Consider the following 26,095-nt stretch of genomic DNA (forward strand, 5'->3'; position numbering starts at 1 on the left):
GGGGGGACGCTCCCCGCAGTGGGAGAGCGCTCTCTCGGGCGGCCTGGAAAACGCGGGGCGGCCGGCTGCCGCCCCGCGTCTTCTCGGGGGGTTCAGGGACGGGTCAGGGGAAGGAGACGACGGTCGAGGGGGTGGTCGAGGTGCCCGAGGTCGGGGCTCCCGTGGCGTTGATGACGTGCTCGTACTGGCCGTTGCCGCCGAGTGAGACGACGAGCAGGTCGTGGAACTTGACGCCCGGTTTCACCGGCACCTCGAAGCCGTGGTCCTGCCGGATGGTCGGGTCCACGTTGTAGTAGCAGTAGCTGCCCAGCCCCCACCCCTCATGGGTGTTCACCGAGTCGGCCACCTTGTAGGCCGCGAAGCCCTTGGTGGAGCCGTTCTGGACGGCCGCCTGGTTGGGCGCGTCGTACGCCTTCTCGTTCTGGAAGAAGATCGTGCGGCCCCGCTCGCCGTTCCACTGCACGTCGTACTTGTTGAAGTGCTCGACGAACAGACCGGTGGCCAGGACATCGTCGCCGTTCACCCGGAACCCGTAGTCGGAGCGGTTTGTCTCCCAGCCGACCCCGTCACCGTGGTCGGCGCGCCAGATCCACGTGTGGTCGACGATCGTGTCGTGGTTGTTGATCACCATGCCGACCGTGGCCTTGCCGGCGCCCGCGCCACCGACCCGTACGAAGACGTCCTGCACGGTGGTGGGGTTCGCCGCGTGGTCCGTGGTGGTGCCGGTCGGACCGACCTCCAGGAGGCTGGGCGAGTTGACCGGGCCCGCGTCGATCAGGAGGCCGGCGAGCTTGACGCCGTCGACGTCGGCGACCCTCATCGCGGTCACTCCGTTGTCCGGGACGATCGTGGCCAGGCCGAGGCCCAGTACGACCGTGTCCGGGCGGTTGACCTGGATGGTCCGGTCCACGTGGTAGACACCGGGCGTGAACAGCAGGTGCAGGCCCTGGGCCAGCGCCGCGTTGATCGTCGCGGCGCTCGCGCCCGGCTTGACCACGTAGAACTGGCTCAGCGGGATCGAGGACCCCCGCGGCGCGCCGTTGCCCCAGGAGGTGCCGCGGGCGTCGGTGCGCTTGGCCGGTACGAAGACCTTGTACTGGGTGCCGTCGAGGTAGAGGAAGGGCTTCTCGCGGGAGACGGGCGTGCTGTCGAGCGTGGTGTAGGGGGCGTTCGGGAAGCTTTGGGCCGGTGCGCCCTGGACGCCCGAGAACACCTGGTTCCACACGGCGTTGGACCAACCGCCGATCGAGCTGTCACGGGTGTACCACTGCTGCTGCGAGTAGTTGCCGACCTGCCCGTCGATCTTGGAGTCGGCGATGTAGCCGCCCGATGCCCAGCCGTAGCCGTCGGGCGCCAGGTTCAGGCCGCCCTTGACGTGCATCCGGCGGAACGGCGCGGCCTGGGAGACGGCCCAGCGGTCCGTACCACTGACCGGGTTGAGGGCGAGGTTCTCGGCGGAACGCCAGAAGTTCTGGGTGGCGTTGCCGCCGAACCAGCCGGCGTCGACGGTCACGTCGCCGTTGATGGTGGTGTCGTCGGGGTTGAGGCCGAGGCCGGAGATCGAGGTGTAGAAGCCGATCTGGGCGTTGAGGCCGTTGTACGTGCCCGGCTTGAAGAGGAACTGGTAACGCCCGGCGCCGAATTGGGCCGACTCCTGCTGGGCGAAGACCTGGTCCAGCTTGGCCTGGATGTCCGGCATCGAAGGGTCGAAGACGATCACGTTCGGTCCGAGGTCGCCGCCGCCGGGGATCACCGGGCCGGTGCCCGTGGTGCCGTAGACCTGGAACTCCCAGAGCGAGTAGCCGTAGGTGGTGGCCCGTTGGGTGCCGTAGACGCGGACGTAGCGCGCGGTGCCCGTGATGTCGTGGGTCTGGACCCCGCCGCCGGCGGCGGTCGTCGAGTAGGCGGTGGACCAGGTGGTGCCGTCGGTGGACAACTCGACCCGGTAGGACTTCGCGTACGCCGCCTCCCAGCGCAGGACCACCTGGTTCAACTGGGCGGGGGCGCCGAGGTCGACCTGTATCCACTGCGGGTCGGCGAACTGGCTCGACCAGCGGGTCCCGTTGTCGCCGTCGACGGCCGCGCCGGCCGGGGTCCCGGCGCCCTCCACGCTGGAGGCGGTGGCGGGCTTGCCCTGGGAGAGCAGGACGGGTGCGGCCTGGGCCGGGGTGCCGGGCAGCAGTACCAGGAGGGCCGCGACCAAGGCGGCGGCGAGCGCCGCGACGGTCGGCCGCGGCGGGCGATCGGAGAGGAGTGGCATGCGGGGGGCTCCTGACGTCTTGGATCCGGGGGGATCGAAGCGTGAGTGAACTGCCCCTCAGGTGGGGCGTCAAGGGTTTCGGCGTTCAGGAACTGAAGGCCTGGTTCCAGCTCAACTGGGCCACGAGCCCGTGAACTTGAAGTTTCTTCAATCCTTGTGAAAAGTATTGACGAAAAAACACCACAGGGCTCTACTCAGTTCCTGACCGCTCCGTCCCACCGCGCCCGCTCAGCGGGGCGGAGCGTCGGTGGCCTTCGGGAAGTGACCGTGCCCCGGGCCGGTTCGCGGCCGTGTGTTCGTTACTCGTCGGCAGTGTTGTTCCACTGTCGTACTCGCGAAACTCGTCCCGGCCGCGGGGTGACCGGGCGCCCTCGCGGCGTCCGCGACACGCGTTCACCCAGCGGTCGCCAGAAATTACCTACCGACCAGTAGAAATCGCCGGGGTTCTGACTGATTCTTTTCGCGTACATGCCATCCGCGACCAGGAGTGAGTGACCCTGTGACCCCCACACGCAGAGCCCGCACCGTCATGGGCACCGCCGCCGCTGCGGCCGTACTGGCCCTGTCCCCGGCCACCGCCGCGCACGCGGCGACGGGCGCGCCCGCGCAGGCTCCTGCCTCCGTCACCACCTGGGCGCCCGGCGGGAACGCCGCGATCCTCGGCATCGACTACGCCACCTGGCGACGCGACGTCGACGCCGTCATGGGCGCCGCCCGGCCGTACGTCGAGCGGCGCCTCGATTCCTCCCCTGCCGGCGAGAAGCCCGCCATAGTCCTCGACATCGACAACTCCTCGCTGGAGACGGACTTCCACTGGTTCTGGACCAGCCCCACCCCCGCGATCGCCCCCGTCCTCGACCTGACCCGGTACGCGAACGCGCGCGGTGTCGCCGTCTTCTTCGTCACCGCACGCCCCGGCATCCTCTACTCGCTCACCGAACACAACCTGACCTCGGTCGGCTACCCGGTGTCGGGACTCTACGTACGCGACCTGCCCAACCTGTTCAGCGAGGTCAGCGCGTACAAGACGGCCAAGCGCACCGAGATCGAGAACCGCGGCTACACGATCATCGCCAACATCGGCAACAACGAGAGCGACCTCGTCGGAGGTCACGCGGAACGCACCTTCAAGCTTCCGGACTACGGCGGCAAACTCTCCTGACGAGAACCCGGCGCCCGTGCCCCGAAGGCTCGGGCGCCCCGGCAACGCGGTTGGCCGGCGCCGACGGTGGTGCCGGACCTTCGCCGTTCCCCCTGCGTCGGTGATCACTTGCAAGGGTCGAGCCCATGGCCAAGCGGTAAGGTCTGGGTCACCAGAGCTTGATCAACAGGGGGAGAACGTCGTGGTGGACGACAACGAGAAAGTGATCCGGAACTTCTTCGAGGCGGTGAGCGAACGCCGGCTCGCGGACCTACCGCAGTTCATGGCGCACGACGTCGTAGACCACAACAAGATCATCCACGGCGAGGCCGACGAACCGGGTGCGGCCTTCGAAGGCCTGCGCGGGCAACTCGCCGCCTTCGATCCGCTCACCATCCACGTCGAGGAAGTGATCGCCGCCGGCGACAAGGTCGTCGCCCGCCTCACGCAGCGCGGCGTCAACGGCGGCGCCCACCCCCGCATGCCCGATCCGACCGGCCGTTCCTTCGAGAACGAGGCGATCTGGATCCTCACCGTGCGGGACGGCAAGATCTCCGAGATCCGCGCGGTGAGCGACCGCCTCGGCCTCTTCTTCCAGCTCGGCTGGGACTGGCCGCAGGTCGACTGACCTTCCGCGCTCAACGGCGCCAAGCCGCCACGATGGCCAGGAGGACGAGTGCGACCGTCGCCAGGAGATACCCGACCGGCGCCGGGCCGCGCCTTCGGGTCTCGATCTGGCCGCCCGGGGGAGTGCCGGGGTGTTTGCGGGCGTAGTGCTCGACCTGTCGGCGCAGACCCTCGGCCCTGCCGAGCCAGGGCGTCTTGAAGCCGCACTCCCCGCACCAGTAGCGGTTGGCCACGTCGGCTCCTTGCCTTCCGTCGGTGCGCTCCGGGCGCCGACTTCCACCGTGACCTCGGCCATGTCGGTCGTACAGGCCAGACGACCGGCCATTGGTGACCGGAGGCCGCGGGTAGGCTCACCGCCGTTCGCACCGGTAGGTAGGGAGACGCTCGATGACAGAGGACGACCTCGGCACGCTGCTACGCACGTTACGCGTCCGGGCGAACCTGACGCAGGAGCAGGTGGCCGAACGGTCCGGGGTCAGCGTGCGCACCATTCGCCGGTTGGAGAGCGGCACAGCCACCAACCACCGGATGGGGACGCTCAATCTGCTCGCGGACGCGCTCGACCTCGCGGACGAGGACCGGCTGAGCCTGGCCGCCACCGTCGCCGCATCGCCCGGCGGCCCCGCCGCCCGGGCGGGAACCGAAACGGAGCCCCGGCGCGAACCCGTACCGGAACACCGCCCCGTGCCCGACGGGTCGACCGCGCAGGCACCCCGGGACGGCGGTGCCCATTGCCCCGACCTTGGGCTGCCGGCGTCCGAGCCCACCCGGTTTCCCGTGCACGACGCCCTCGCCGACGCCGCGCGAGAGCTGGCGACCGAGGTGCGGCGCCGCTGGCGCCGCGAGGAGGCGCAACGTCACGTCCACGATCCGTTCCCCCTGCCCGTCCGGTGGAAGCCGGCGCCCGTCGCCCTGACCGACCGCCCGGAGAACATCCAGCGTCTGGGGCCGGGTGAGACACCGCGCGAGGTGGATCTGGACGGCGATCTGCGGAGCGTGGCCGAGGTCTACCTCAGGATCCCCTCCGGACGGCTGGTGATCCTCGGCCGCGCGGGCTCGGGGAAATCCATCCTCACGATCAGGCTCACCCTGGACCTCCTGGAAGCCCCCGTCCCGCACCGCCGTGTCCCGGTCATCTTCAGCATCGGTTCCTGGGACCCCTCGACCACCGCACTGCGGGACTGGCTGATCGACCGACTGCTGCGCGACCACCCGCATCTGGCCCGCCGCAGCTCGCGCGGGGCCACCCTGGCCGCGGCGCTGGTCGACGCCGACCTCATCCTCCCGATCCTGGACGGGTTCGACGAGATGGCCGAAGGTCTGCGGCGGGAGGCCCTGGATGCGCTCAACGCGACGGCCGCGCCGCTCGTCCTCACCAGTCGGCGCGACGAGTACGCCGAAGCGGTCAGGGCAGCGCACGCGCCGCTGGTCTGGGCGGGGGGCATCGAGCTCACCGACCTCACCCTCGACGACCTCGGCGACTACCTGCCCCGCACCACCCGCATGGTCGCATCCCACGAGAGCGCACCGGGCAGCACCGGCGTACCCCGCTCGGCGTGGGACGCGGTCCTCACGCGACTGCGCACGCGCCAAGACACCGCGGGCGCGAACCTCGCCACGGTGCTGAGCACCCCGCTGATGGTCATCCTCGCCCGCACCCTGTACAGCGAGACACCCGGCAAGGATCCCGCCGAACTCCTGGACGCCGACCGGTTCCCCTCGGTGAAAAGCCTGGAGGAACACCTGCTGGCGGGTTTCGTGCCCGCCGTCTACCGTCGGCGCGCCGCGGAGCGGGACGCCACCGGCCCGCGGCCGAAGGCCTCGTACGCCGACTCCACGCGGGCCGAACGCTGGCTCGGCCACCTCGCCCATCACCTGGCCCGTCTCGACACAGAGCGCCAAGACCTCGCGTGGTGGCAGCTCGGTGACTTCCTGTCCCGCTCGGCGCGGATCCTGGTCGTCGTCCTGGCCACCACCGTGTGCGTCACGTTGGCCGACTGGCTGGTCGGCCTGCTGCTCACCCCACTCGCCCTCGGCGAACTCCTCCTACAGGGAGGTCTCATGGGGCCCGCGGCGGGTCTCGCCTTCGGCGCCGTCTACGCCATGGTGGACAGATCCGGTGGCGGAGCGGCTTTCGAGCCGGCCCGTGTCCGGCTGACACTGCGGGCCGGGCACCAGAGCCTGGGCCGTCGCCCCCTGCGCACCTTCGCCGTCAGGTCGCTGCAAGGTCTGATCGGCGGCACCGTCATGGGCATCGGATGCGCCTGCGCGCTCACCCTCGGACGGGCGCTGGCAGCGGGGACGTCCGTCACCGACCCGCGCATCGTCCAAGGGACCCTGATCAACGTGCTGGTCCTCGGGCTGATCTTCGGCTCGGCCGCCGGCCTCGTCCTCGGGCTCATGGCCGCACTCGAAGTGCCCGTGGACGTCACCGCGGCGGCCACCCCTATCAGCTTGCTGTCCTCGAACCGTACGACGGCCGGCCGACAATTCCTCATCTTGGCGCCGGCGTTCACCGCGGCCATCGCCTTCGGTGGCCACCTGATCGTCCGTCTGCTCCGGGACGTGGTGGGCCCGCTCAACTGGGAGGTCGCGGACAGCCTGTTCATCGGAGCGGTCGGCGGCCTGGGCGGCTCGGCCTCCTACGTCCTCGCCTTCACGGCTTGGGGGCAATGGATCGTGCTGGCACGTGTCTGGCTGCCCTTGGCCGGGCGACTCCCCTGGGACCCCGCCGCCTTCCTGGACGACGCCTACCACCGGGGGGTGCTGCGCCAGACCGGAGCCGTCTACCAGTTCCGCCACGTCCGGCTGCAACACCACCTCGGACGCACGTTCCGCAGTCGGCACCGGAATTTCGCACCGGCCGCCTTCACACCCCCTTCGACCGGCATCATCCCGTGACCGCGGGAGCGTGACGGCGGGGCGTTGCCCCAGGGGCTGTCCGCCCGCCAACGTGCGCATCTCAGGCGGGAGATGAGCAACAGCTCCGCCCTGTTATGGTGCGCCGATGTCATCGATCAAGAAGTTCCAAGTCACCTTCGACTGCGCTGAACCCGCACGCCTCGCCGGCTTTTGGTGCGAGGTGCTGGGGTACGTCGTACCGCCGGTGCCGGAGGGGTTCGGCACTTGGGAGGACTACCACCGCTCGCTGCCGCCGGAGGACCAGGTCATCTACTTCGCGTGCAGTGATCCCTCCGGTGCGGGCCCGCGCCTGCTCTTCCAGCGCGTTCCCGAAGGGAAGATCGTCAAGAATCGGGTGCATCTCGACGTGCGGGCCGGCACCGGACTCGTGGGTGAAGAACGCCTCGCCACGCTGGAGGCCGAATGCGCACGACTGGTCGCCCTCGGCGCGGTACACGTGCGAACGCTGCTCGCCGATGACGACAACGAGTCGTGCATCCACATGCAGGACATCGAGGGCAACGAGTTCTGTCTCGACTGAGCATCCTCCCCGACGGCGGGATGAGGGGAGGCCGTCTCCCTCGGGCCTCTCCTCAAAGGTCGCGCCGCACGGCAATGACCGGCTTGCCGAAACGACGCAGGTCATGAATGGCCGGTCGCCAATGGCCGGTGACTTGGCCTGTTGGCCGGGCGGTTCGGCCGGCCAACATCGGGATGTCCAGCTCGCGGCAGCTCACCGCGTCGCGAGCCACCTCGACAAAGGGTTCCCGATGACTTCCCTGCGCCTCACCCCACTCGGCGTGGCACTCGCGCCGTATTGCCCTGGACGTCGCACATGAGCCGCGACCAGCCCGGACCGTACGGTCAGCCCAACCCGTACGGCGGGCAGCCCTCCTACGGCGCTGCCCCGTACGGCTTCGGCCCCCCGAAACCGGCTCCGACGAAGAAGACGGGCCTGCTCATCACCGCGGTGGTCGTCGCCCTCGCGGTGATCGCGGGCGGTGCTTACTTCGCGCTCCGGGGTGGGGGCGACGGTGACGGCGTGGGCAATGACGAAGTCTTCGCCAGTACCCGGGGCTACACGCTCGTCGCCCCGGAGTCGGTCGACGCCTACACGAAGTCGAGTCCGGGGAGCGCGCCCGGCGAGCTGAACGCGGAGCAGAAGAAAGAGGCCGAGGGCATCGGGGTGAAGAACGCCCGGGCGGTGTCCGGCATCTACAACGAGCTCAACACCGACCCTGCGAAGATTGGCGGCAGACGGCTCATCTTCGACGGCCTCTACGGCGAGATCGCCGACCCCGCCACGGCACTCGACAACTACTTCGCCAACGTCGCCAACAAGGGCCCCAAGGGCGACGGGAAGAGGCCAGGGGTCGAGATGCGGCGCGTCGGAAGTGCCAGGGTCGTCAAGCCCGACGGTTTCGAGGGCGCGCTGATGAAATGCCAGGATGTGAAGGTCGTCCACGCCAAGCGTGACGGCGCGTCGAAGAGCGTCGACGCGGACTACGAGATCCCGGTCTGCGCCTGGTCCGACTACTCCACCGTCGGCGGCGCCAACGTGTTCCAGTTGACGCAGACGAAGGCCGGCAGTCCGCGCGCCTCGCAGGACGAGGCCGCCGCGCTGACTGCCACGCTCTACCACACGGCCCGCCGCAAGGGCTGACACGCGCAAGGCCTGACACACGCCGGAAGGAAGGCGAGCCCGGCCGGAGCGATCGGCCGGGCTCGCCTTGCCCCTCACACGCGTCCGTGGTGGGCGTTCGGACGGCGGTGCGGGGGCTGTTCGGGAGCCGGACCCGGCTTCAGCGGGGGGACGGGGCGGAACGCGGGGGTGTCGGGGCGCAGGACGACCGGTTCGCTGTGGTGGTGGATCGTCAGGGCCGGGCCCTCCAGCAGTGTGTAGGTGGCGCTCTGCCGGCCGATCTCCACCTGGATGCGGCGACCGCGGAACTGCAGCGTGAAGGTGAGGCGGCTGAACCTCTCCGGCAGCCGGGGGGTGAACCGCAGCTCTCCTCGCATTCGGCGGGTGCCGCCGAACCCCGCGACGAGCGCCATCCACGTGCCGGCCAGCGAGGCGATGTGCAGCCCGTCGCGCGTGTTGTGCTCCAGGTCCTCCAAGTCCATCAACGCCGCCTCGGACGCGTAATCGTAGGCGAGGCGCATGTGTCCCGTCTGCGCGGCGATCACGGCCTGGACGCAGGCCGACAGCGAGGAGTCCCGTACGGTCAGGGGCTCGTAGTAGGCGAAGTTGCGGGCGACGTGCTCCTCGTCGAACCAGTCGCCGCAGGTGTACATCGCGAGCACGAGGTCGGCCTGCTTGACGACCTGCTTGCGGTACAGGTCGAAGTAGGGGAAGTTCAGCAGCAGCGGGTACTGGTCCGGTCGGGTGCCGGCGAAGTTCCACCGCTGGTTGCGGGTGAAGCCCGAGTGCTGTTCGTGGACACCGATCTCGTCGTTGTAGGGGATGTTCATGGCGTGGGCGGCGTCTCGCCACGCGGCGCTCTCCTCCTCACCGGCGCCCAGTCGTTCGGCCTCCTTCGGATGCCTTTCCACGAGTTCGGCGGCGGCCAGCAGGTTCGCCCGGGCCATCAGGTTGGTGTAGGTGTTGTCGTCGGCGACCGCGCTGTACTCGTCGGGCCCGGTGACCCCGTCGATGTGGAAGGCGCCGTGGTGGTCGTGGTGGCCCAGCGAATGCCACAGACGGGCGGTCTCCACCAGCAGTTCCACCCCGGTGTCCCGCTCGAACTCCTCGTCGCCGCTCGCCGCCACGTACCGCGTCACGGCGTGCGCGATGTCGGCGTTGACATGGAACGCGGCCGTGCCGGCGGGCCAGTACGCCGACCCTTCCTGCCCCTCGATGGTCCGCCACGGGAAGGCCGCGCCGCAGAGCCCGAGCTGCGCGGCGCGCTCGCGCGCGGCGGGCAGGGTCGACTGCCGCCAGCGCAGGGCCTCGGCGACCGCTTGCGGCGCGGTGTAGGTGAGTACGGGCAGTACGAACATCTCGGTGTCCCAGAAGGCGTGCCCGTCGTAGCCGGAGCCGGTCAGTCCCTTGGCGGGGATGCCCCGCTGCTCGGCGCGGGCGCCGGCCTGCAAGACGTGGAAGAGGGCGAACCGTACGGCCTGCTGGATCTCCTCGTCGCCTTCGACCTTCACATCGGCGCCGGCCCAGAAGCCGTCCAGGTAGCGCCGCTGTTCGTCCACCAGTCCCGACCAGCCGCCGCGCGCGGCGGCCGCGAGCGCCGCGTCGACCTGGTCGCTCATCGCGGGCAGTGAGCGGACACCCGACCAGCCGTGGGCGACCAGCTTCTCCACCCGCAGCCGCTGCCCGGGCTCCAGGACGGAGGTGACGGTCAGTCGGGCCAGATCGGGATGGCTCTCACTCGCGGTCGTGGTCGCCTCGGGGCCCTCCACGACGTGGTCGGCGGCCACGGCCACGCGCAGCGCGCTGCGCCGTGTGCGGTGGACGAGGCGCAGCCGGCTGCCGGAGGCGAAGTTCTCCTCCGGTTCCAGCGCCGCCTCCAGCGCCATCGCGGCACGCGGGTCCCCGTCGGACTCAGGGAGTTGCTCGTTGGAGACCAGCTCGGACTGGATCACCACGCGCGCCCGGCGGTCGACGGCCTCGACCTCGTAGGCCACAGCGGCGATCGCCCGCTGTGTGAGGGAGACCAACCGGGTGGCGCGGACCCTGATGCGGGAGCCGGCGGGGGAGAGCCACTCGCAGATCCGCGTGAGCGTTCCCGTGCGCAGGTCCAGGACGCGTTCGTGCGAGACGAGCCGGCCGTAGCGCAGGTCGAACGGCTCGTCGTCGACGAGCAGTCGCACGATCTTGCCGTTGGTGACGTTGATGACCGTCTGACCGGACTCGGGGTAGCCGTAGCCGGCCTCGGCGTACGGCAGCGGATGCACCTCGTACACGCCGTTGAGGTAGGAGCCGGGCAGGCCGTGCGGTTCGCCCTCGTCGAGGTTGCCGCGCCAGCCGACATGTCCGTTGGACAGCGCGAACACCGATTCGCTCTGTGCCAGGACTTCGAGCTCGAGTTCGGTCTCCCGCACGGCCCAGGGTTCGACGGTATAAGAGCGGTGGGTGATCACGCGGCGCCTCCCCGCCGGCGGAGAAGCTCCGAGAGGTCCTTGACGACCACGTCGGCGCCGTGCGCGTACAGCGCGTCGCTCTGACCGACGCGGTCGACGCCGACGACGAATCCGAAACCGCCGGAGCGGCCCGCGTCCATGCCGGCCAGCGCGTCCTCGTAGACGGCGGCGTGCTTGGCGTCGACGCCGAGGTCTTGGGCGGCCGACAGGAACGTGTCGGGGTGCGGCTTGCCCGGCAGTTCGCGTTCGGCGGCGACCACCCCGTCGACGCGTACGTCGAAGAGGTGCTCCGCGCCGATCGAGTGCAGCACGTCCCGGGCGTTCGCGCTGGAGGAGACGATCGCCGTCTTCAGACCGCCGGCCCGGGCCGCCTCGATGTAGCGCAACGTGCCGTCGTACGCTTCCACGCCCTCGTCGTGGATCTTCTTCAGGACCAGCTGGTTCTTGCGGTTGCCCACGCCGTTGACCGTCAGGGCGTCCGGCGGGTCGTCCGGGCCGCCCTCGGGCAGTCGGATGCCGCGCGATTCGAGGAAGGTACGCACCCCGTCCGCGCGGGGACGTCCGTCGACGTACTCGTCGTAGTCGGCGACCGGGTCGAAGGGCCGGAAGCCCTCCCCCTCGCGCTCGCGCAGGAACGCGTCGAACGTCTCCTTCCAGGCGGCCGCGTGCACCACGGCCGTCTTGGTGACGACCCCGTCGAGGTCGAAGAGGCACGCCTGGATCTCTTCTGGCAAACCGAGCTCTGTTGTCATACAGCCAACCTTTCCCCGTGTCGCCGGGCTGAGACGGTAGTGATCGCCGTGGCGCCGTTCCGGGCGCGGTGGTCGAACCGTCCCGTCACCGGATGCCCGACGCGTACCCACGGCCGTGGGGCCGGGCAGGCAGGACAACACGGCCTTCCCGCCGGCCCCGGCTCCTGACGGCGGGCGAACGGGCGACACCACCCGGACGGCGCCGCACACGAGCGACGCGCGGGGGCACCACGGCCGACCGCCACGGCCGGCGAGCGCCGTGACGGCTCGGAGGGGGCTGAGGTGCGGCGGCTGTCCTGGCTTTCTGCCGTTCGACAGGGCCCGGCGGAGCAGAGTCCGGCGCGGCCCGGGCGCTCACCGAGCCGCGCGAGCCGGTCCATCCGGCCGTACTCGCGGGCGGCGGCGGACGCCGCGCGTACGCGGGTGCGGCGCGGGAGGACGATCCGAACGAGTCGGCTCAACGCCAGGAGGCGGCGACGAGCGATCGGCGGGCCGCGGTCAGGTGGACGGCTGCCGCCAGCCACGCCCACGCGTAGTGGTCCGGCGACGGGTCGGTCAGGCGGCCGAACGCATCGCGGTCGCGGCGGTCCGCCTCGGTGGCGAGGGCCGCTGCCAGCTCCGCCGCCGTGGTGAAACCGGCGCGGCGGAGCGGGCCGTTCGCGGCGAGTGGCTCGGCTCCGCGGGCCGCTTCGGCGACGGCCCGCCGACCGCCCGCGACCCCGGTTTCGAGCAGGCGGCGCACCCGCCACAGCGGGGAGTCCGCCAGTGGGTCCGGACCGCCGGTGACAGGGGGCGGCGGACCGGGAGCGGCCGATGGGGGTGGGAAGTTCCCGCCCTGGAGCCGGTCGTAGCCGAGGTCGGCGCGGCCGAGCCATTCATCGGGAAGCAGCAAGGTGTACTCCGCGCCGGGCACGGGGCCGACCGCCAACGGACGCAGGGTCGCCGCCCGGTCCAGGTCGGGGCGGCCCAGCACGCGGACCTTCAGCCCGGGGCGGGCGGCCAGCCGGCGCAGGTTGTCCGTGTACGGCAGCTCCGGGTGGGGGTGGGCGGCGCGCAGCCGGAGCAGCGGGGCCTCCGGCCGCGTCTCGCGCACCAGGAGGTCCTCGCCGCAGGGGCCGACGACCTCCACGTCACAGCCGAGCAGCGCGCCGCCGACCTCCGGGCCCCGGTCGGGGTCGGGGTCCGCACCAGGGTCGGCGAGTTGCGCGGCCACCGCCTCCGCGGCCGGCCGGGCGAAGAGGGCTGCGGCCGGTTCCTCGGTCCACGGCACACCGCGCAGCGGTGTCGCCCGTACTCCGCGACCGGCGCCGAGCCGGCCCTCGGGGGACACGGTGGCCCCGGCGATCCGCAGGCCCCCGCGGGCGAGACCCGCGTGGTCGAGGGCGGCGCCCCCGAGGGCCACGGAGGCCGAGCCGGCGCCGCGGGCGCGGGCCAGGCCGCCGGGACGGACGTCGCAGACCGAGTACGCGGCTCCGTCGGGGGCCACGAGGTGGGTGACCACTCCGCCGTACCCGGTGGCGGAGAGCACGGGCTCGCGACACAGGCCGTACACGCGCAGGCTGCCGCCGGGGCGGTAGGCGCGCCGGGAGGTGCCGGTGAGTTCGGGACCGGCCGCGCCGGAGGCGAGCATCCCCGCGGTGTACAGCAGTTCGCGGAAGGCGCCGGTGAGGTCGGCGAGCCGATGGCTGCCGCTGCGTTCGCCGGCGGCGCGCAGCCCCCGTACCACCCGCAGTGCGGCGGCCTCGGCGCGCGGCAGCCCGGCCAGGCGGGCGGTGTGGCCGGCCCGCAGCAACTCGGCCTGCACCACCGCGCCCCCGGCGGTGGCCCCTGCGGCAAGGGCCTCGGCAGCCGCCCGCCACAGCCCGTGTGCGGCCCGGACCTGCGCCTGTCCGGGAGGGGACCCCGCGCCCGAGGGCCCGTACTCCTGTGGCGCCGCGTCGGGTCCGGCCTGCGGTTCGCGAGGCGGCGCCGACCCGTGGCCGCGCGCCGGATCGTCGCCCGAACCCGGCGACGGCGCCGCAGGCGCACCCGCGTCCACACCCGGAAGCCGTGACGCGGTCGGGATCGCGGCCGGGGTCGGCTGGGGCTGCTCCTGTCGGGGGGTGGCCAGGGGGGAGGCCCCGAGGGCCGCCGTGCGGTGGAGGCAGCGGGGGGCCAGCAGGCAACTGCACACCGCCTGGTCGGCGGTGGCGATCGTGCCGTCCGGGCCGGGCCGGAGGGTGACGAGGGCGTCCTCGCCGAAGCGTACGGTGACGCTGCCGTCGGGCTCGGCGACGGCGCCGTCGGCGCAACCCGCGATGGCCGCGTCGAGTTTCTTGCGCAGCCGGGCCGTGAGGCCCTCCACGGCTTCGGCGAGGGCCTCGGGGGCGACGGGCGGCAACTGGTCGGGGCTCAACGGGCTTCTCCACGGAGGCGTTCGCCCACCCAGCGGGCGAGGGCAAGGGGGCTGAGGGCGGCCACCGGCATCCCGGCGGCGACGAGTTGGCGCGCGGTGGGGACCGAGTAGCGAGGCGTACCGGAGTCGTCGAGCGCGGCGCAGCCCAGCAGATGGGCTCCGGAGGCGGCGAGGGCGCGTACTTCCGCGAGGAGGCCGCCGATCGGGCCGCCCTCCTCGAAGTCGCTGACCACGACGACGAGTGTGCGGCTCGGGACGGTGATCAGCGAGCGCGCGTGGGACAGGCCCGCCGCGATGTGCGTACCGCCGCCGACGCGCACCCCCAGCAAGAGCGAAAGCGGGTCGTCGATCCGGTCGGTCAGGTCCATGACCTCCGTGGAGAAGGCGAGGAAGTGGGTGGACAGCGTCGGCACACCACCCAGTACGGCCGCCGTGAGGGCCGACCAGACGACGGAGGCCTCCATCGAACCGGACACGTCGACGATGAGGATCAGCCGCCAGTCGGCCTCACGGCTCACGCGGGTGCTGAAGACGGGCCGTTCGGGCACGACGACCGTCCTGCCGTCGGGGAGGCGACGCGTGTGGGCCAGGTTCGCCCGCAGTGTCCTCGCCAGGTCGAGCGTGCCGCCGGGACGGCGGGTGGGGCGCGCGGTGGTGAGGCCGGAGAGCGCCGGACGCAGTCGTGTGGCCAACTCCTTCGCGAGTTCGTCGACGAGTCGGCGCACCAGGGGCCGCAGCCGGGCAAGCCGGGCCTCGGGCAGGCCCCCGACGAGGGACAGCACCGAACTCAGCAGCTCCACGGACGGCCGTACGGACCGGGGGTCGAGCTGGGTCAGTACGTCGGCGCGGCCGGCGTCGGCCGCTTCGGCGAGCACCTCCTCGCGTACGTCGGCGCCGAAGAGTGCCTCCAGCTCCCGCGCCCACTCGCGGGCCGTGGGGAAGGAGGCCTCCCGGCCGCCCCCGGGGCCGGCGCCCGCGCCGGTGCCCGCGTCGAGGTCGGTGGAGCCCTCGCCCCGACCGGTGCCGTACAGCTCGTCCAGCGCGTGGGCGTAGCGCCGTCCGCCCTGCGGCAGTCGGTCATGGTGGCGGCCGAGCAGCAACCGCCAGCGGTCGGCGGGGGCGAGCGCACGGCCTTCGGGTACGGCGGCGGGGCCGTGCGGGGCGGTGCCCGCCGGCTCGGGGCCACGCGCGGTGGACGGCGTACGGCGCTGCGGCAGCGGAAGGGCCTTGAGGGCGGCGGAACCCGCGGCGTCCGCGGCGGCCCAGAGGGCGAGCAGGCTCGGGGAGGCGTCGAGGGAGACGTCGACGCGGTCGCCGAGCCGTTCGGTGACGGTGTGGAGCAGCCGGTCGCGGGCGGCGGGCGCGAGGGTGTCGAAGCCGCCGCGCAGAGCCGGGAGCCGGTTCAGGAATTCCTCGTCGGCGAGGCTGTCGACCCGGTCGAGGACCGGAGCGAGGGCGGCATCGGAGGACGTCAGCAGCGGTCCCGCTGCGGTCAGTACGCCACTGAGGCGGCGGGTGAGGGCGCGGCGGGAGGCGGGGGTGCGGGCGCCGTCGATCCATCCGGCGGCGCGGTCGCCGAGCCCGGCGGCCGGGTCGAGGTCGAGCAGGACCCGTACCGCCAGTGCGGCGCCCTGCATCAAGGGCGAGGCGGTGGAGGCCAGTTCCGCCAGGGCCGCGTCCATGCGCAGGCCCAGCCGGCGGGTCGCGGCGCGATCGGCCAGGGCCACCAGGGAGCGGGCGTCGGCGGGGTCCGTACTGCCGGCGAGGCCGGGCAGGGACCGCACGGCGGCTTCGAGCAGCTCACCGGCGAGCGAGGCCGCGGCGACACGGGACGCACCGTCCGTACCGGGCAGGTGGCCGCGGACCAGTGTCTCCAACAGCTCCAGTGCCGCAAGCAGTTCGGGCAGCCCGGCCGACTCGGGGAGGACGGCCGCGGCCTCCTCCAGGCGGTCGCCGACCAACTCGGGCAGGTCGCAATGGGCGGCGGCGGCCAGGCCGGTGAGGATCTGGGCCGGGGCCGGACCGCCGTCGGCGGCGGCCCGGCGGGCGGTGTCCCGGAGGGTCCCGGCGGCGGCCTGGGCGGCGGTGACGCCGCGCACCCCGGCGAGGTCGAGCCGGGCGGGGACGGACGGCGTCCAGGCGAGCCGCCACTTGGTGCCGAGAGCGGTGCCGTCGCCCGTGGCGGCCACGGCGACGGGTTCCCCGTACGAGGAACCGCAGACGAGCAGACGCCGGAGGAGGACCTCGCGGCGGCCGTCGAGCTCGGAGCGCAGCGGGTAGAGGCGGACCTCGCGGGGCGCGGGGTCCTCGGGGCCGGGCAGTCGCAGCTCGGCGAGCTCGGCCTCGACGGAGGGACCGAGGCCGGAGCGGGGCGCGCGGGGGGTGATCCGGCCGCGGCCGGTGCCGATGAGGACCGCCTCGAGAGCGCGGGCCAATGCCCTGCCCCGGCCGAGCGGTTCGCCCTGGCCGAGCACGGTGGACACGGCTTCGAGGAGCTCTCCCCGGCCGGGTGCGGGCAGCCCCCGCAGGACGGCCAGGTCGCAGGCGAGCCTCAGCGTCTCGGCGGCTTCGCCGGTCCCGGCGGTGTGCCCGGCGCGCCGCAGTTCCCGGCAGATCCCGACGACGGCGGCGGACGCGGCGTCGCGAAGCCGCCCGGGGTCCCCGGCGGCTTCGAGGACGGCCTGTTGCCAAAGGGGGTCCCGGATGCCGGCGGGGTAACCGGAACGGGAGTCGAGCAGATCGAAGGAGTACGGAACGAACGAGGCGACCGCCCCGACGGGCTCCCCCTCCGCCGTACGGGACCTGGGTCCCGCGCCCCGAGCCCCACCAGGGGCGGTTGTGTCGACACCGGGCGCGATCGCGCCGGCCGAGGCCGCAACGGCGCTCTGGCTCGGGAGCCCGGCCGTGTCGACGGACGCCCCTGCGCCGCCGCCGTCGTCGGGCACCTCGGCAACGGCGGTCGTTCCTGCGCCGGATGCCGCACCGGCGGGAGCGGGCGGGGCGGTGACGGGCGCGGGCCGGGTCGGGACGGGCGCGGGTGCGGGTGCGCAGTCGGCCAGGGCCGGGGCGTGGAAGGCACCGATCACCGCCGCGACCCGGCGTCCGCCGGTGGCAGCCGCGGCGATGACCTCACGCATGTGGGCCTCGCGGGCCAGGTCGCCGGCGGGTACCTCTGCGTCCTCGCGCAGTGCCCAGCCGACACCGAGGGCCGCACGGCGGACCGCTTCCGGCGCACAGCCGGGAGCGAGGACCTCGACCGCCCGGTCCCACAGGTCGTCGCCGTCACGCCCCGTACCGGAGGCCGCGAGAGCGTCGGCGAAGGGGCGCCGCTCCCGAGTGGAATCGGCCGAATCGGCAGAGTCGGCCGAACCGGCGGGGTGGAGGGGCTCCGGGCGGCCCGGCGGCAGGGGGTGGGACGGGGCCGTCCAGGCCGGGGCCGACAGGGGGAGGTCGCAGCAGTGGACCTCGACGCCGCGGGCCCGCGCCCAGCGGATCGCCGCCAGCTCGGGGGAGAAGTCCGCGAACGGGTAGAACGCCAGACGGTCGTCCGCGCCCGTTCCGGCCAGGGCGACGGGGGCCACCGTCTCCGGGTCCCCCAGGTGCTCCAGCCAGGGCTGGAAGTCGACGGGCAACTCGACGCACACCACCTCCGCCTCCGAGGCGTCCAGCAGCGCCGGCACCATCGCGGCCAGGGCGGGGCTGTGGTGACGCACGCCCAGCAGGTACGGCGCCCGCGACGCGGCGAGCGCGTCAACCGCGTCCCGGGGGTCGACGCCCCCCGGGACGGCCGCCGGGACCGGGCGGACGGCGGTCATCGCAGGCTCCCGCGCAGGTCCCACAGACGGCGCCACATCGCCGAGCCGTCCTCGGCGCGGCGGCGGACGGGGCCGTCCCAGTAGCCCAGCAGACGGCCGTGGTCGGCCGGGTCGTCCTTGCGGACCACGCCCAGCAGGTGCCCCGGCAGCAGGTCCAGGGCGTCACCACCGGGCAGGTACGCCGCGGCGACCCCCAGGGAGGCCGCCACCTGGACGGCTTCGGCGGTGGACATGACCGTACCGGGGCGTTCCACGTCCCAGCCCTCCGCCGAGCGCCCCGAGCGCAGGTCCCGGAAGACGGTGACGAGGGCGTCGAGCACGGCGTCGTCGACCCCGAACGCGGCTCCGGCGCGTTGTACTGCGGCCACGGCCTGGCGGCGGATCAGCGTCGCCTCCGCGTCCGCGTCCGCGATCGGCGCGACCGTCTCGAAGTTGAAGCGTCGCTTGAGAGCCGCGGACATCTCCGAGACACCGCGGTCGCGCAGGTTCGCGGTGGCGATGACGGTGAAGCCGGGGGTCGCGCTGATCACCGCGTCCTCGGTGGCGGTCAGTTCGGGGACGGTGATCCGCCGGTCGGACAGGATCGACACCAAAGCGTCCTGCACCTCCGGCAGGCAGCGGGTGATCTCCTCGACGCGCACGACCCGCCCGGTCCGCATGGCGCTGAGCACCGGGGAGTCGACGAGCGCCTGCCGACTGGGACCCTGCGCGAGGAGCAGGGCGTAGTTCCAGCCGTACCGGAAGGCGTCCTCCGTGGTACCGGCGGTGCCCTGCACGGTGAGGGAGCTGGTGCCGCAGACGGCGGCGGCCAGCAGTTCGGACAGCATCGACTTGGCGGTGCCCGGCTCGCCGGTGAGGAGCAGGCCGCGCTCGCCGGCAAGGGTGACGACGCAGCGCTCGACGAGGGCCCGTTCGCCGACGAACTTGGGGGCGATGACCAGCTTCGCGGGGAGTCCGGTCCGACGCTTCGGCAGGGCGAGTTCCGTGCCGTCGCTGCCGCAGACGAAGGTGACGACGGCGCGTGGGGTGAGCGCCCAGCCGGGCGGGCGGGGACCGGTGTCCTGGGCGGCGAGGAAGGCGAGTTCGGCGGCGTGCCGCTCCTCGGCGGGCAATACCTGCCGGGCCGGCGCGGCCGCTGCCGCGACGGTCGCCGGCTGGGCGTCCTGGTCGGTGAGGGTCATGGGAGAAGTCCTCTCGGGTTCGAGCGAAGAAGGAAGGAGGGGGCGCCCGGGGCAAGCGGGCGCCCCGGGTGCCCTGAGCGGGGCGGCCCGGCGCCGGCCGACGCCGGCGCGGGCCCGGGGCGGTCGGCGCCGGCCGGCGCACGCTCCTTTCAGCGGCCACCCGCACGGGGCCGGGTGCGCTTCACCTTCAGTTGCTCGAAGCGCGGTACGTCGCCCTCGCGGACCCGACGCCAGACCCTCCGGTAGAGCTCCGCGGCCGGCTCGCCCGGCACGAGGACGCCCAACACCGGGGAGCCGCCCGGGGCGAGGGAGTCGAACATCGGCAGCTTCCAGGACTCCAGCGGCACGATCGGGGAGGCCGTCTCGGTCCAACCGCCGGGCAGGAACAGGGAACGCCCCGCCCTGACCCGGCTCGCGGACACCACCATTTCGGTGGCGGCGAGTTCGGTGCGGGCGGCCTTCAGCCGGGCCGGCTTCCAGCCGGTCCAGCGCGCCACGTTGCGGTCGGTGGGGTCGGGCATGGCCAGCAGCGTCAGATAGACGGTGGCGGCGTCCTCGCCGAGTCCGTGGGCCCGGGACACCTCGGCGACCAGGTCCGGTACGGAGCGGGCCGGATTCTGCGGCCACCAGGTGCCGTCCTCGTCCACCGCGCCGGCCGCCGGGGCGCCGGGGTCGGCGAGCAGTGCGGCGAAGCGCGGGTCGTGGGCGACGCGCAGGGCGGTTTCGACCGCGGAGGGCCGCTGGTCGGGCCCGCGCAGGGCCGCCAGGTACGGGTCGGAGCCGGTGGAGTCGAGCAGGGCCGGACACAGCGCGGGCTTCGGCCGGTCGTCGTGGGTGGGCATGACCACCGCGCCGTAGCGCTCGAAGCCCTCGCCCGTCGCGGTCGGGGTGCCCGCGGCGGTGCGGAAGTCGGGCAGGCTGGTGTAGTGCCCGATGCCGAGCAGCAGGCCCCGTGCGGAGAGCCGCTGGCGCACGGCGGTGAGCGCGGGCGGCAGCGCGGCGCGTACGGGGTCGCCCGCGGGCAACCGGTGGGCCAACCAGGCCGTGAGGGTCAGCGCCCCGGTCAGGACGGACGAGGTGAAGGGGGCGGTGACGGGTTCGCGGGGCTCGACGTGATCACCCGTCACCCCCCAGGCGACATCGACGCCGAGGGTCGTCGACTCCGCCGGGTCGAGGATCGCGGCCAGGGCCCGGTGGGTGGGCCACCCCGTGCGCGCGCCGCGCGCCGCTTCGGTGAGCAGCCACTCGGGCACGGGCTTGCGCCGGCCCACGCGCCGGTTCCATACGGCCGCGGCGGCGGACACGTCCGGACCGCGCGTCCACAGGAGCGCGGGGTCGGCGGGCAGCAGGGCCGCCACCAGCTCCCGCCGTACGGCCGGGGCCAGGGCCCTGAGTTCGGTGCGGGCGTTCTTCGCTTCGGCCACCTTGACACCCAGAGCGGTGCGCAGTTCGGTCGACAGGAAGTCGTGCCGGTACTGGTCGATGCCCGGCAGACCCGCCAGCAGCAGCCGCGCCACCGCGCCGGAGGCGCCGGTGAGGCGGGTGAACTCCTCGGCGGCCTCGGGGAAGAACGGCGCCGGACCGCGGTCCGCCACCTCGGTCAGGAAGGCCGTCAGCCAGCCCGCGCCGCGCTCCCGGTCGCCGAGCGTGGCCTCGCCCCGAACGGTGTAGGGGCCCGGCACCGCGAAGCGGCCGGCGGGGTCGTACAGCAGCGCCCCGAACTCGTGGCCGTCGGGGACGGACGAGGAGTGCTCGGTGAAACCGAGGACGGCCCCGCCGCCCAGCGGGAGCAGGCTGCGGTGCGAGGTGCTCCGCTCGCCGCCGCCGGGGGTGCCCAGATGGCGCTGGTCGAGGTGGAGCAGGACGCGCCGCCAGCGGTCGGAGGAGCCCTCGGCCGAAGCCAGGCCGAGCGCGTCCACCTGACCGAGCACGGTGCGCAGGGCGGCCCGCTGCTCGTCGGTGGTGCCCACGGCGACGGCCCGGTACGCGACGGCGGCAGGCTGGTCCAGCAGCGGTGTGAAGGGCAGCCCCGAAGGAGGCAGGGCGGGCCTGTCGAAGTGGAGGCGGCCGGGGACGGCTTCGGCGCCGGTGTCGACGGCGGCCTCGGCCAGCCCGCGCAGATAGCGGTGGGCGGTGTCGTGCTCGGCGCCCCAGCGGTAGTAGCCGGAGTCCATGAGCCCGAGCAGCGCATCGGAGAGCAGGCGGTCGGTCGGGCCCGCCGGCGGCTCGTCGACCACCGCACCGGAGCCGGGGTCCAGCCGGGCGGCCACGTCGTGCAGCGCCTCCTGTTGGGTGAGGGCGAAGCGGAGGACCTCCACGATGCCCCCGACCAGCTGCGGGGCGGAGACCTGCGGCAGGACGGCGCGCACCACGCCGGGCAGGTCGGTGACCGTCTCGGCCTCCGCGGCCGCCTTCAGCAGGGTGGCCACCGTGGCTCCGTCGGCCGCCCGCAGGGCGGCCGAGCCTTCGGGATCGCGCGGGCGCAGTGCGTACCAGAAGGGCAGCGGCGGAAGGTCCACGCTCGCCGTGGCGAAGGCCACGGTGCGGTGGTGGCGGTCGTCGCGGGACTGGGTGGTGACCACACCGTCGGGGTCGATGATCTGCAGTTTGCGCCAGCTCTGCGTCAGGACGCGGGGACGCTCGTCGCCGGGGAAGGCGAGCACCGCGACGGGCGCGGTGGTGCCGTCGGGCACGCTGACGGTGCGGCCGGTCAGGTCGGTGACGTGCCAGCCCTGGCCGGCCCGGCCCACGATGTGCTGCCCGAGGAGCCCGTCCACGGGCGTGCCGAGGACCGATCCCTCGACGGTGGGCGCCGGCCGGAGCCAGCAGGACCGGGTGGGTGCCGAGGCGCTCCCCGGCCCCGCGCCCAGTGCGTCGCTGAGCACGCCGGGGTGCGAGAACCGTCCCAGGGCGCCGTCGGAGGGGTCGTACTCTCGCCAGCCCCCGTCGTTGCCGCCTTGGTCGCGGTGCTGCCACACCCAGTACGACGTACCGTCGTGCAGCAGGGGCCGTTCGGCCGGAAGCCGGGTGTCGCCCGCGTGCAGGACGCCGCCGCCGGTGGTGCGACCGCCTGCGGGCAGGGGCAGGCTGATCTCCTCGGAGCGCGGGTTCCACCGGTTGCCGGCGAAGTCCAGGGAGACGACGGTGTCGGGCGCGGTGTGCCAGTAGCCCTCGACGCCGTCGCTGCCCCAGGGGCGGGACCAGAAGACGAGCAGGGCGCCGTCGACGTAGTGGAATCCGTACCGGCGCGAGTCGTTGCCCGGCGCCCGCAGGTCGTGGATGAGCACGGTGGAGTCGGCGTCTATGACGCGGACCTGGGTGGAGTTCGCGACGATCAGGTAGGGCCAGGCCTCGACGACGGTCAGCCCCTGGCCGCCCTGGGCGGGCGTCAGCTCGGCGAGGGCGGCTTCCCATGCGGGCCAGGCGAGTTCCTCGAAGAGGCCGGAGCGCAGGGTGCGGGCGAGGGTATCGCCGAGGTCGGCGGCGACCGCGGAGGTCACCTCCTCGCGGGCGAGTTCGAGGGCTTCGGCGGGCAGCCAGGTCAGCCGCTCGATGGCGTCGGGCAGTCCGGGCAGCCCGGCCGCGGTGGACGCGTCGGCCACCTCGCGCATCCATTCGGTGAGCATGGGCCGGCCGCCGGGTGACGCGGCGAGCGTACGCACGACCTGCACCGCGGAGCTGTCGCCGCGCAGGCCGTACGCGGCGCGCCGGAAGGCGGGCCGAAAGCGCGGGTCGGCGGCGACGGCGAGGAGGTCGCGGCGCGGGTCGGTCCCCGCCCAGCCCGCGAGGTTGAGGTGGTCGCGGCGCCTGTGGGAGGTGGGGTCGGGGTCGGCGACCGGGATGCCCGAAGAGAGCAACAGGTCCAGCAGGTTCGCGTCCTCGACGCCGATGTTCAGTCCCGCTTCGCGGCCCGGCTCCGCGAGTTCGGCGCGCAGCCGGTCCGCGGCCCGGGTGACGAGGTCGAGCAGGGCGGGCGGTGTGGGACGCGTGCCCCAGCCCCTGTGCCGGGCGGCGTGGAGGCGTTCCAGCCAGCCGACCACCCCGTCGGAGCAGCTCTGTTCGGCGGGCAGCCCGTCCGAGACCAGCCCGGCGGTGGCGCCGGATTCGGTCATGATGTCGAGCCAGAGGGCGGACAGTTCACCGTCACCGCCGGGCGGCGTCAGACCCAGCAGGGTGCCCCGTACGGCAGGAACCCGGCGGCCCAGTGCGATCAGGGTCGTGCGGTGCGCCTTCCACCAGCCGGCCCCGGCCCGCAGGGTGGCGGGCAGCGGGAGGAGCTCGGCGAGGTACTCCTGCTCGCCTTCGGTACCGGACAACCCGGCGTTGCGGGCGAGACGGCGCAGTTCGGTGGTGGCCTGCGCGGAGGGCGGCAGGCCGCCGGCCGTTCGGCGCACGCACAGCCGCCGGAAGCGCTCGTAGGCCTCGGCGGGATCGACCCGCGTGGACAGGTCCTTGCCGTAGCCGGTGAGTACCTTGACGGGGAGGGCGCCGGCCAGGGCGAATTCGAGGAACACGGCGTCGAGGCGGTCCTCGTCGACGCTCAGGCCGTGCCGGCTCTCGCTGGTGCGGGCGCGGCCGAAGAGCTGGGCCGCGTACGTGGTGTTCTCGACGGCGAGGAAGACACGGGCCGCCTGCTCGTAGAAGACGGGCAGGAAGTGCGGGACGGCGGCGGCGAGCCGCCCGGCCAGTTCGTGGCAGGCGTCCAGGGCCGCCTTCGGCTTCGTCTTGGCCTGTCGGGCCGCCCGGTCGAGCTCGGGGACGATGGCGAGGGCGTGGTGGCCGTCCTCGGGGTAGTGGACGAGCAGCCATTCGGGGAAGCCGAGCGCCTGGCGCCGGCCGAGGCCGACGACGGGCGGTTCGCCCTCGTCGAGGACGAGCCCGAGGAACCCGGCGGCGAGGTCCTCGGCCTGACCCAGTTCGGCGGCGACCAGCCGGACGACGGCGCGGTCCTCGCCGAGGGCCGGGTGGCGGTAGCTGCGGGCGGTGAGGTCCACGGCGGAGGGCCCGGCGCCGGCAGTGCCCACGGGCAGTACGGCGCCCGCCTTGAGGAGCAGTTCGGCTTCGCCCGCCCGCTCGGTGCTCGCGTCAGGGGTCGCGTCCGCCGCGGCGGCCGTCGTGTCGGTGGTGTCGGTGGTGCTCATCGTGCTTCCCCGCCCTCTTCGATCGTGCGCCCGGCGTACAACGCCGCGGCCATGCGCATGCCTTCGGACCAGGCCACTGGCCCCACCTCCGCCAGGCGCAGCGCCCGGCCGTCCTCGTCGTGCCAGCTCAGGGCGCCGGTCGTCGAGTCGTCGTCGTAGTAGGGCTCGCCGATCCACACCGCGGCCTCCGCGCCGCGGCCGTTGTCACGGACCTTGCAGGTGGCGTAGGCCCCGGACACCCGGTAGCCCAGACCGGTGGCCCGGGCGGCCAGGCCGAAACGGGACGGGAACTTCCCGCCCGCGTAGTCGCGGACCTCCGTGGCGCCGACCGCGAGCCCCTCCGGCTTGTGCCAGGTGGACCGGTGGATCTGCTCGACCCGCTGCTCGATGCCGAGTTCGGCCGCGAAGTCCCGTACGTCCTCCAGGTCGGGCAGCAGCACCGGATGCGGCAAGGTAACCGTGCGCGGGGAGAGCCGTACGGTCTCCCCGTCGAGGTTCACCACCTTCAGCTCACCGGAATCGGTGGCGTCCCTGAGGAAGCCCACCTCGTCCGGGTCGTCGCCGACCACGGCGATGTCGCGCAGCGCGCTCTGCCACGCCTCGTCGGGCCACACCCGCGCGAGCAGGGCGGTCGGCACCGGCAATGAGGACACCATCCACACGTCCACCTGTGCCGCGCAGGCCTGTTCGTGACGGTCCAGCCAGGCCGCGAGCTCGCGCAGCCGGTCCACCTCGGGGTGGTCGCGCAATGCCTTGGGCAGGGTCTTCAACTGCCGCCCCGCCGACCGGCCGGTGGCGGACCGCGCCGCCACCTTTCCCTCCACCAGGGCGATCTCGTACCCCTCGCCCGCCGCCAGCCATGCCATCAGTACGTGCCCCTCCGCCTGCCCGATCCGGTTGCGCGCAGCGTCGACCTGGGGGAAGGCCCCCTGAGCTGCGGTATGTCGGGAGACTAGCGAGGGCCACTGACAACGCTGGCCCGGGGGTGGGTGCGCGCCCGGGTCCGGTACGGGAGCGTCGTCGGCCGGAGCCCCACCGGTCCCGTGCCACGGCTGACCACCGGCTTTCGCGGCCGTGATCACGGGCCGCCCCGCGCACTAGTCTGTCGGTCATGCGTATGAAGATCGTTGGAACTCTGGCGTCGGTCGGGGTGGTCCTGTTGACGGCAGGGTGTGGGGGCTCCGACGCGAAGAGCGCCAAACCGGAGCCGTCCGTCAGCCGGTTGCCGAACAAGCTGGATCGGCCGGGCCCCCGCCCGGAAGGCGAATTGCAGCCGTCGCCGGCGGCCGACGCCCCGTTCGCGGCGAACCTGGAGTACGAGCTCCGCAAGAAGACCCTCTCGATGGCCAACGCCACAGGGGACGTCACCGCCAAGTGCCCCAAAGACGTGGGCTCGCAGAAGGGCACCACTGTCGTCTGCACGTCCGACTACAAGGGCGCGCAGGTGGAGTGGGACGTCGCCATCGGCGACAAGTCGGGCTGGTCGCCGAACTACGTGACCTTCACCGCGACTCCCCGCAAGGGCATCATCGCGAGGGAGGGCGTCCAGCGGATCATCTTCGGCAACGGCGGTGACTCCGTGGACCACATCCTGTGCAACGACATTCCCGAGGCCGTCGCGGTGCCCATGGGTCCGACCCGGTACACGTGCCAGGAGGTCATGAAGGACGGGAAGCTGTATTACCCGCAGCCGATGCGTGCCACCGAGGACGGTCCGCGGGCGTACTGAAGGCACTGGGCGGTTTCCCGTGGATCGCCGCCTGAGGTGGCGGTAGTGGCCGTATGAGCAC

Annotated in this window: 15 protein-coding genes; 6 read left to right on the top strand and 9 right to left on the bottom strand. The window is 73.2% G+C overall.

From position 1 onward, the window contains the following. Positions 1 to 103: 103 nt before the first annotated feature. Positions 104 to 2,260, bottom strand: a complete 2,157-nt coding sequence (locus tag ACV7NM_RS30315; RefSeq protein ID WP_463413298.1) for a discoidin domain-containing protein — start codon at positions 2,258 to 2,260, stop codon at positions 104 to 106. A 529-nt stretch (positions 2,261 to 2,789) separates the two neighbouring features. Between ACV7NM_RS30315 and ACV7NM_RS30320 the strand changes: the two genes are divergently transcribed. Then, positions 2,790 to 3,422 (top strand): HAD family acid phosphatase, encoded by a 633-nt coding sequence (locus ACV7NM_RS30320; RefSeq protein ID WP_463414118.1) that lies wholly within the window; start codon positions 2,790 to 2,792, stop codon positions 3,420 to 3,422. Positions 3,423 to 3,603: 181 nt separating this feature from the next. Continuing rightward, complete coding sequence (locus ACV7NM_RS30325) at positions 3,604 to 4,029, top strand: ester cyclase (protein WP_463413299.1); 426 nt, start codon at positions 3,604 to 3,606, stop codon at positions 4,027 to 4,029. A 10-nt stretch (positions 4,030 to 4,039) separates the two neighbouring features. On the opposite strand, the gene ACV7NM_RS30330 is transcribed toward ACV7NM_RS30325, so the two are convergent. Next, positions 4,040 to 4,261: a hypothetical protein gene (locus tag ACV7NM_RS30330; RefSeq protein ID WP_463413300.1), complete on the bottom strand. Its 222-nt coding sequence runs from the start codon at positions 4,259 to 4,261 to the stop codon at positions 4,040 to 4,042. A 154-nt stretch (positions 4,262 to 4,415) separates the two neighbouring features. Between ACV7NM_RS30330 and ACV7NM_RS30335 the strand changes: the two genes are divergently transcribed. The 3 genes from ACV7NM_RS30335 to ACV7NM_RS30345 all read left to right on the top strand — a co-directional run bounded on the left by ACV7NM_RS30335 (position 4,416) and on the right by ACV7NM_RS30345 (position 8,592). Beyond that, positions 4,416 to 6,929: a helix-turn-helix transcriptional regulator gene (locus tag ACV7NM_RS30335; protein ID WP_463413301.1), complete on the top strand. Its 2,514-nt coding sequence runs from the start codon at positions 4,416 to 4,418 to the stop codon at positions 6,927 to 6,929. A 106-nt stretch (positions 6,930 to 7,035) separates the two neighbouring features. Beyond that, positions 7,036 to 7,470 (top strand): VOC family protein, encoded by a 435-nt coding sequence (locus tag ACV7NM_RS30340; RefSeq protein ID WP_463413302.1) that lies wholly within the window; start codon positions 7,036 to 7,038, stop codon positions 7,468 to 7,470. Between the two features lie 294 nt (positions 7,471 to 7,764). Beyond that, positions 7,765 to 8,592, top strand: a complete 828-nt coding sequence (locus ACV7NM_RS30345) for a hypothetical protein (protein ID WP_463413303.1) — start codon at positions 7,765 to 7,767, stop codon at positions 8,590 to 8,592. A gap of 74 nt (positions 8,593 to 8,666) precedes the next feature. Here ACV7NM_RS30345 and ACV7NM_RS30350 read toward each other — a convergent pair whose 3' ends face one another. From ACV7NM_RS30350 to ACV7NM_RS30380, 7 genes are all read right to left on the bottom strand, one after another. Further along, positions 8,667 to 11,021 carry a glycoside hydrolase family 65 protein gene (locus ACV7NM_RS30350; RefSeq protein ID WP_463413304.1) on the bottom strand — a complete coding sequence of 785 codons (2,355 nt, stop codon included), beginning with the start codon at positions 11,019 to 11,021 and terminating at the stop codon, positions 8,667 to 8,669. After that, positions 11,018 to 11,773, bottom strand: a complete 756-nt coding sequence (locus ACV7NM_RS30355) for an HAD family hydrolase (protein WP_463413305.1) — start codon at positions 11,771 to 11,773, stop codon at positions 11,018 to 11,020. Before ACV7NM_RS30355 ends, ACV7NM_RS30350 begins: the two co-directional genes overlap by 4 nt. Before the next feature lie 457 nt (positions 11,774 to 12,230). Then, entirely contained in the window at positions 12,231 to 14,168 is a 1,938-nt protein-coding gene (locus ACV7NM_RS30360) for a hypothetical protein (protein ID WP_463413306.1), read from the bottom strand. Continuing rightward, complete coding sequence (locus ACV7NM_RS30365) at positions 14,165 to 17,983, bottom strand: DUF5682 family protein (protein WP_463413307.1); 3,819 nt, start codon at positions 17,981 to 17,983, stop codon at positions 14,165 to 14,167. Before ACV7NM_RS30365 ends, ACV7NM_RS30360 begins: the two co-directional genes overlap by 4 nt. Next, complete coding sequence (locus ACV7NM_RS30370) at positions 17,980 to 19,164, bottom strand: ATP-binding protein (protein ID WP_463413308.1); 1,185 nt, start codon at positions 19,162 to 19,164, stop codon at positions 17,980 to 17,982. The genes ACV7NM_RS30365 and ACV7NM_RS30370 overlap by 4 nt, the downstream gene beginning before the upstream one ends. A 149-nt stretch (positions 19,165 to 19,313) precedes the next feature. Then, a complete protein-coding gene (locus tag ACV7NM_RS30375; RefSeq protein WP_463413309.1) occupies positions 19,314 to 24,305 on the bottom strand; it encodes a DNA-binding protein in 4,992 nt (1,663 codons plus the stop codon). After that, entirely contained in the window at positions 24,302 to 25,171 is an 870-nt protein-coding gene (locus ACV7NM_RS30380; RefSeq protein WP_463413310.1) for a DUF4132 domain-containing protein, read from the bottom strand. The genes ACV7NM_RS30375 and ACV7NM_RS30380 overlap by 4 nt, the downstream gene beginning before the upstream one ends. A gap of 245 nt (positions 25,172 to 25,416) precedes the next feature. On the opposite strand from ACV7NM_RS30380, the gene ACV7NM_RS30385 reads away from it, so the two are divergent. Continuing rightward, on the top strand, positions 25,417 to 26,034 hold the full coding sequence (locus ACV7NM_RS30385; RefSeq protein ID WP_463413311.1) for a hypothetical protein: 618 nt from the start codon (positions 25,417 to 25,419) through the stop codon (positions 26,032 to 26,034). The last annotated feature ends 61 nt before the right edge of the window (positions 26,035 to 26,095 follow it).

The organism is Streptomyces sp. Tek67B01 (assembly GCF_055231995.1).

What these genes read in the sequence shown, in the direction of transcription:
- ACV7NM_RS30315 (WP_463413298.1), bottom strand. Translation starts at nt 2,260, where the DNA reads ATGCCACTCCTCTCCGATCGCCCGCCGCGGCCGACCGTCGCGGCGCTC.
- ACV7NM_RS30320 (WP_463414118.1), top strand. Translation starts at nt 2,790, where the DNA reads ATGGGCACCGCCGCCGCTGCGGCCGTACTGGCCCTGTCCCCGGCCACC.
- ACV7NM_RS30335 (WP_463413301.1), top strand. Translation starts at nt 4,416, where the DNA reads ATGACAGAGGACGACCTCGGCACGCTGCTACGCACGTTACGCGTCCGG.
- ACV7NM_RS30340 (WP_463413302.1), top strand. Translation starts at nt 7,036, where the DNA reads ATGTCATCGATCAAGAAGTTCCAAGTCACCTTCGACTGCGCTGAACCC.
- ACV7NM_RS30345 (WP_463413303.1), top strand. Translation starts at nt 7,765, where the DNA reads ATGAGCCGCGACCAGCCCGGACCGTACGGTCAGCCCAACCCGTACGGC.
- ACV7NM_RS30355 (WP_463413305.1), bottom strand. Translation starts at nt 11,773, where the DNA reads ATGACAACAGAGCTCGGTTTGCCAGAAGAGATCCAGGCGTGCCTCTTC.
- ACV7NM_RS30365 (WP_463413307.1), bottom strand. Translation starts at nt 17,983, where the DNA reads ATGACCGCCGTCCGCCCGGTCCCGGCGGCCGTCCCGGGGGGCGTCGAC.
- ACV7NM_RS30370 (WP_463413308.1), bottom strand. Translation starts at nt 19,164, where the DNA reads ATGACCCTCACCGACCAGGACGCCCAGCCGGCGACCGTCGCGGCAGCG.
- ACV7NM_RS30375 (WP_463413309.1), bottom strand. Translation starts at nt 24,305, where the DNA reads ATGAGCACCACCGACACCACCGACACGACGGCCGCCGCGGCGGACGCG.
- ACV7NM_RS30380 (WP_463413310.1), bottom strand. Translation starts at nt 25,171, where the DNA reads ATGGCATGGCTGGCGGCGGGCGAGGGGTACGAGATCGCCCTGGTGGAG.
- ACV7NM_RS30385 (WP_463413311.1), top strand. Translation starts at nt 25,417, where the DNA reads ATGCGTATGAAGATCGTTGGAACTCTGGCGTCGGTCGGGGTGGTCCTG.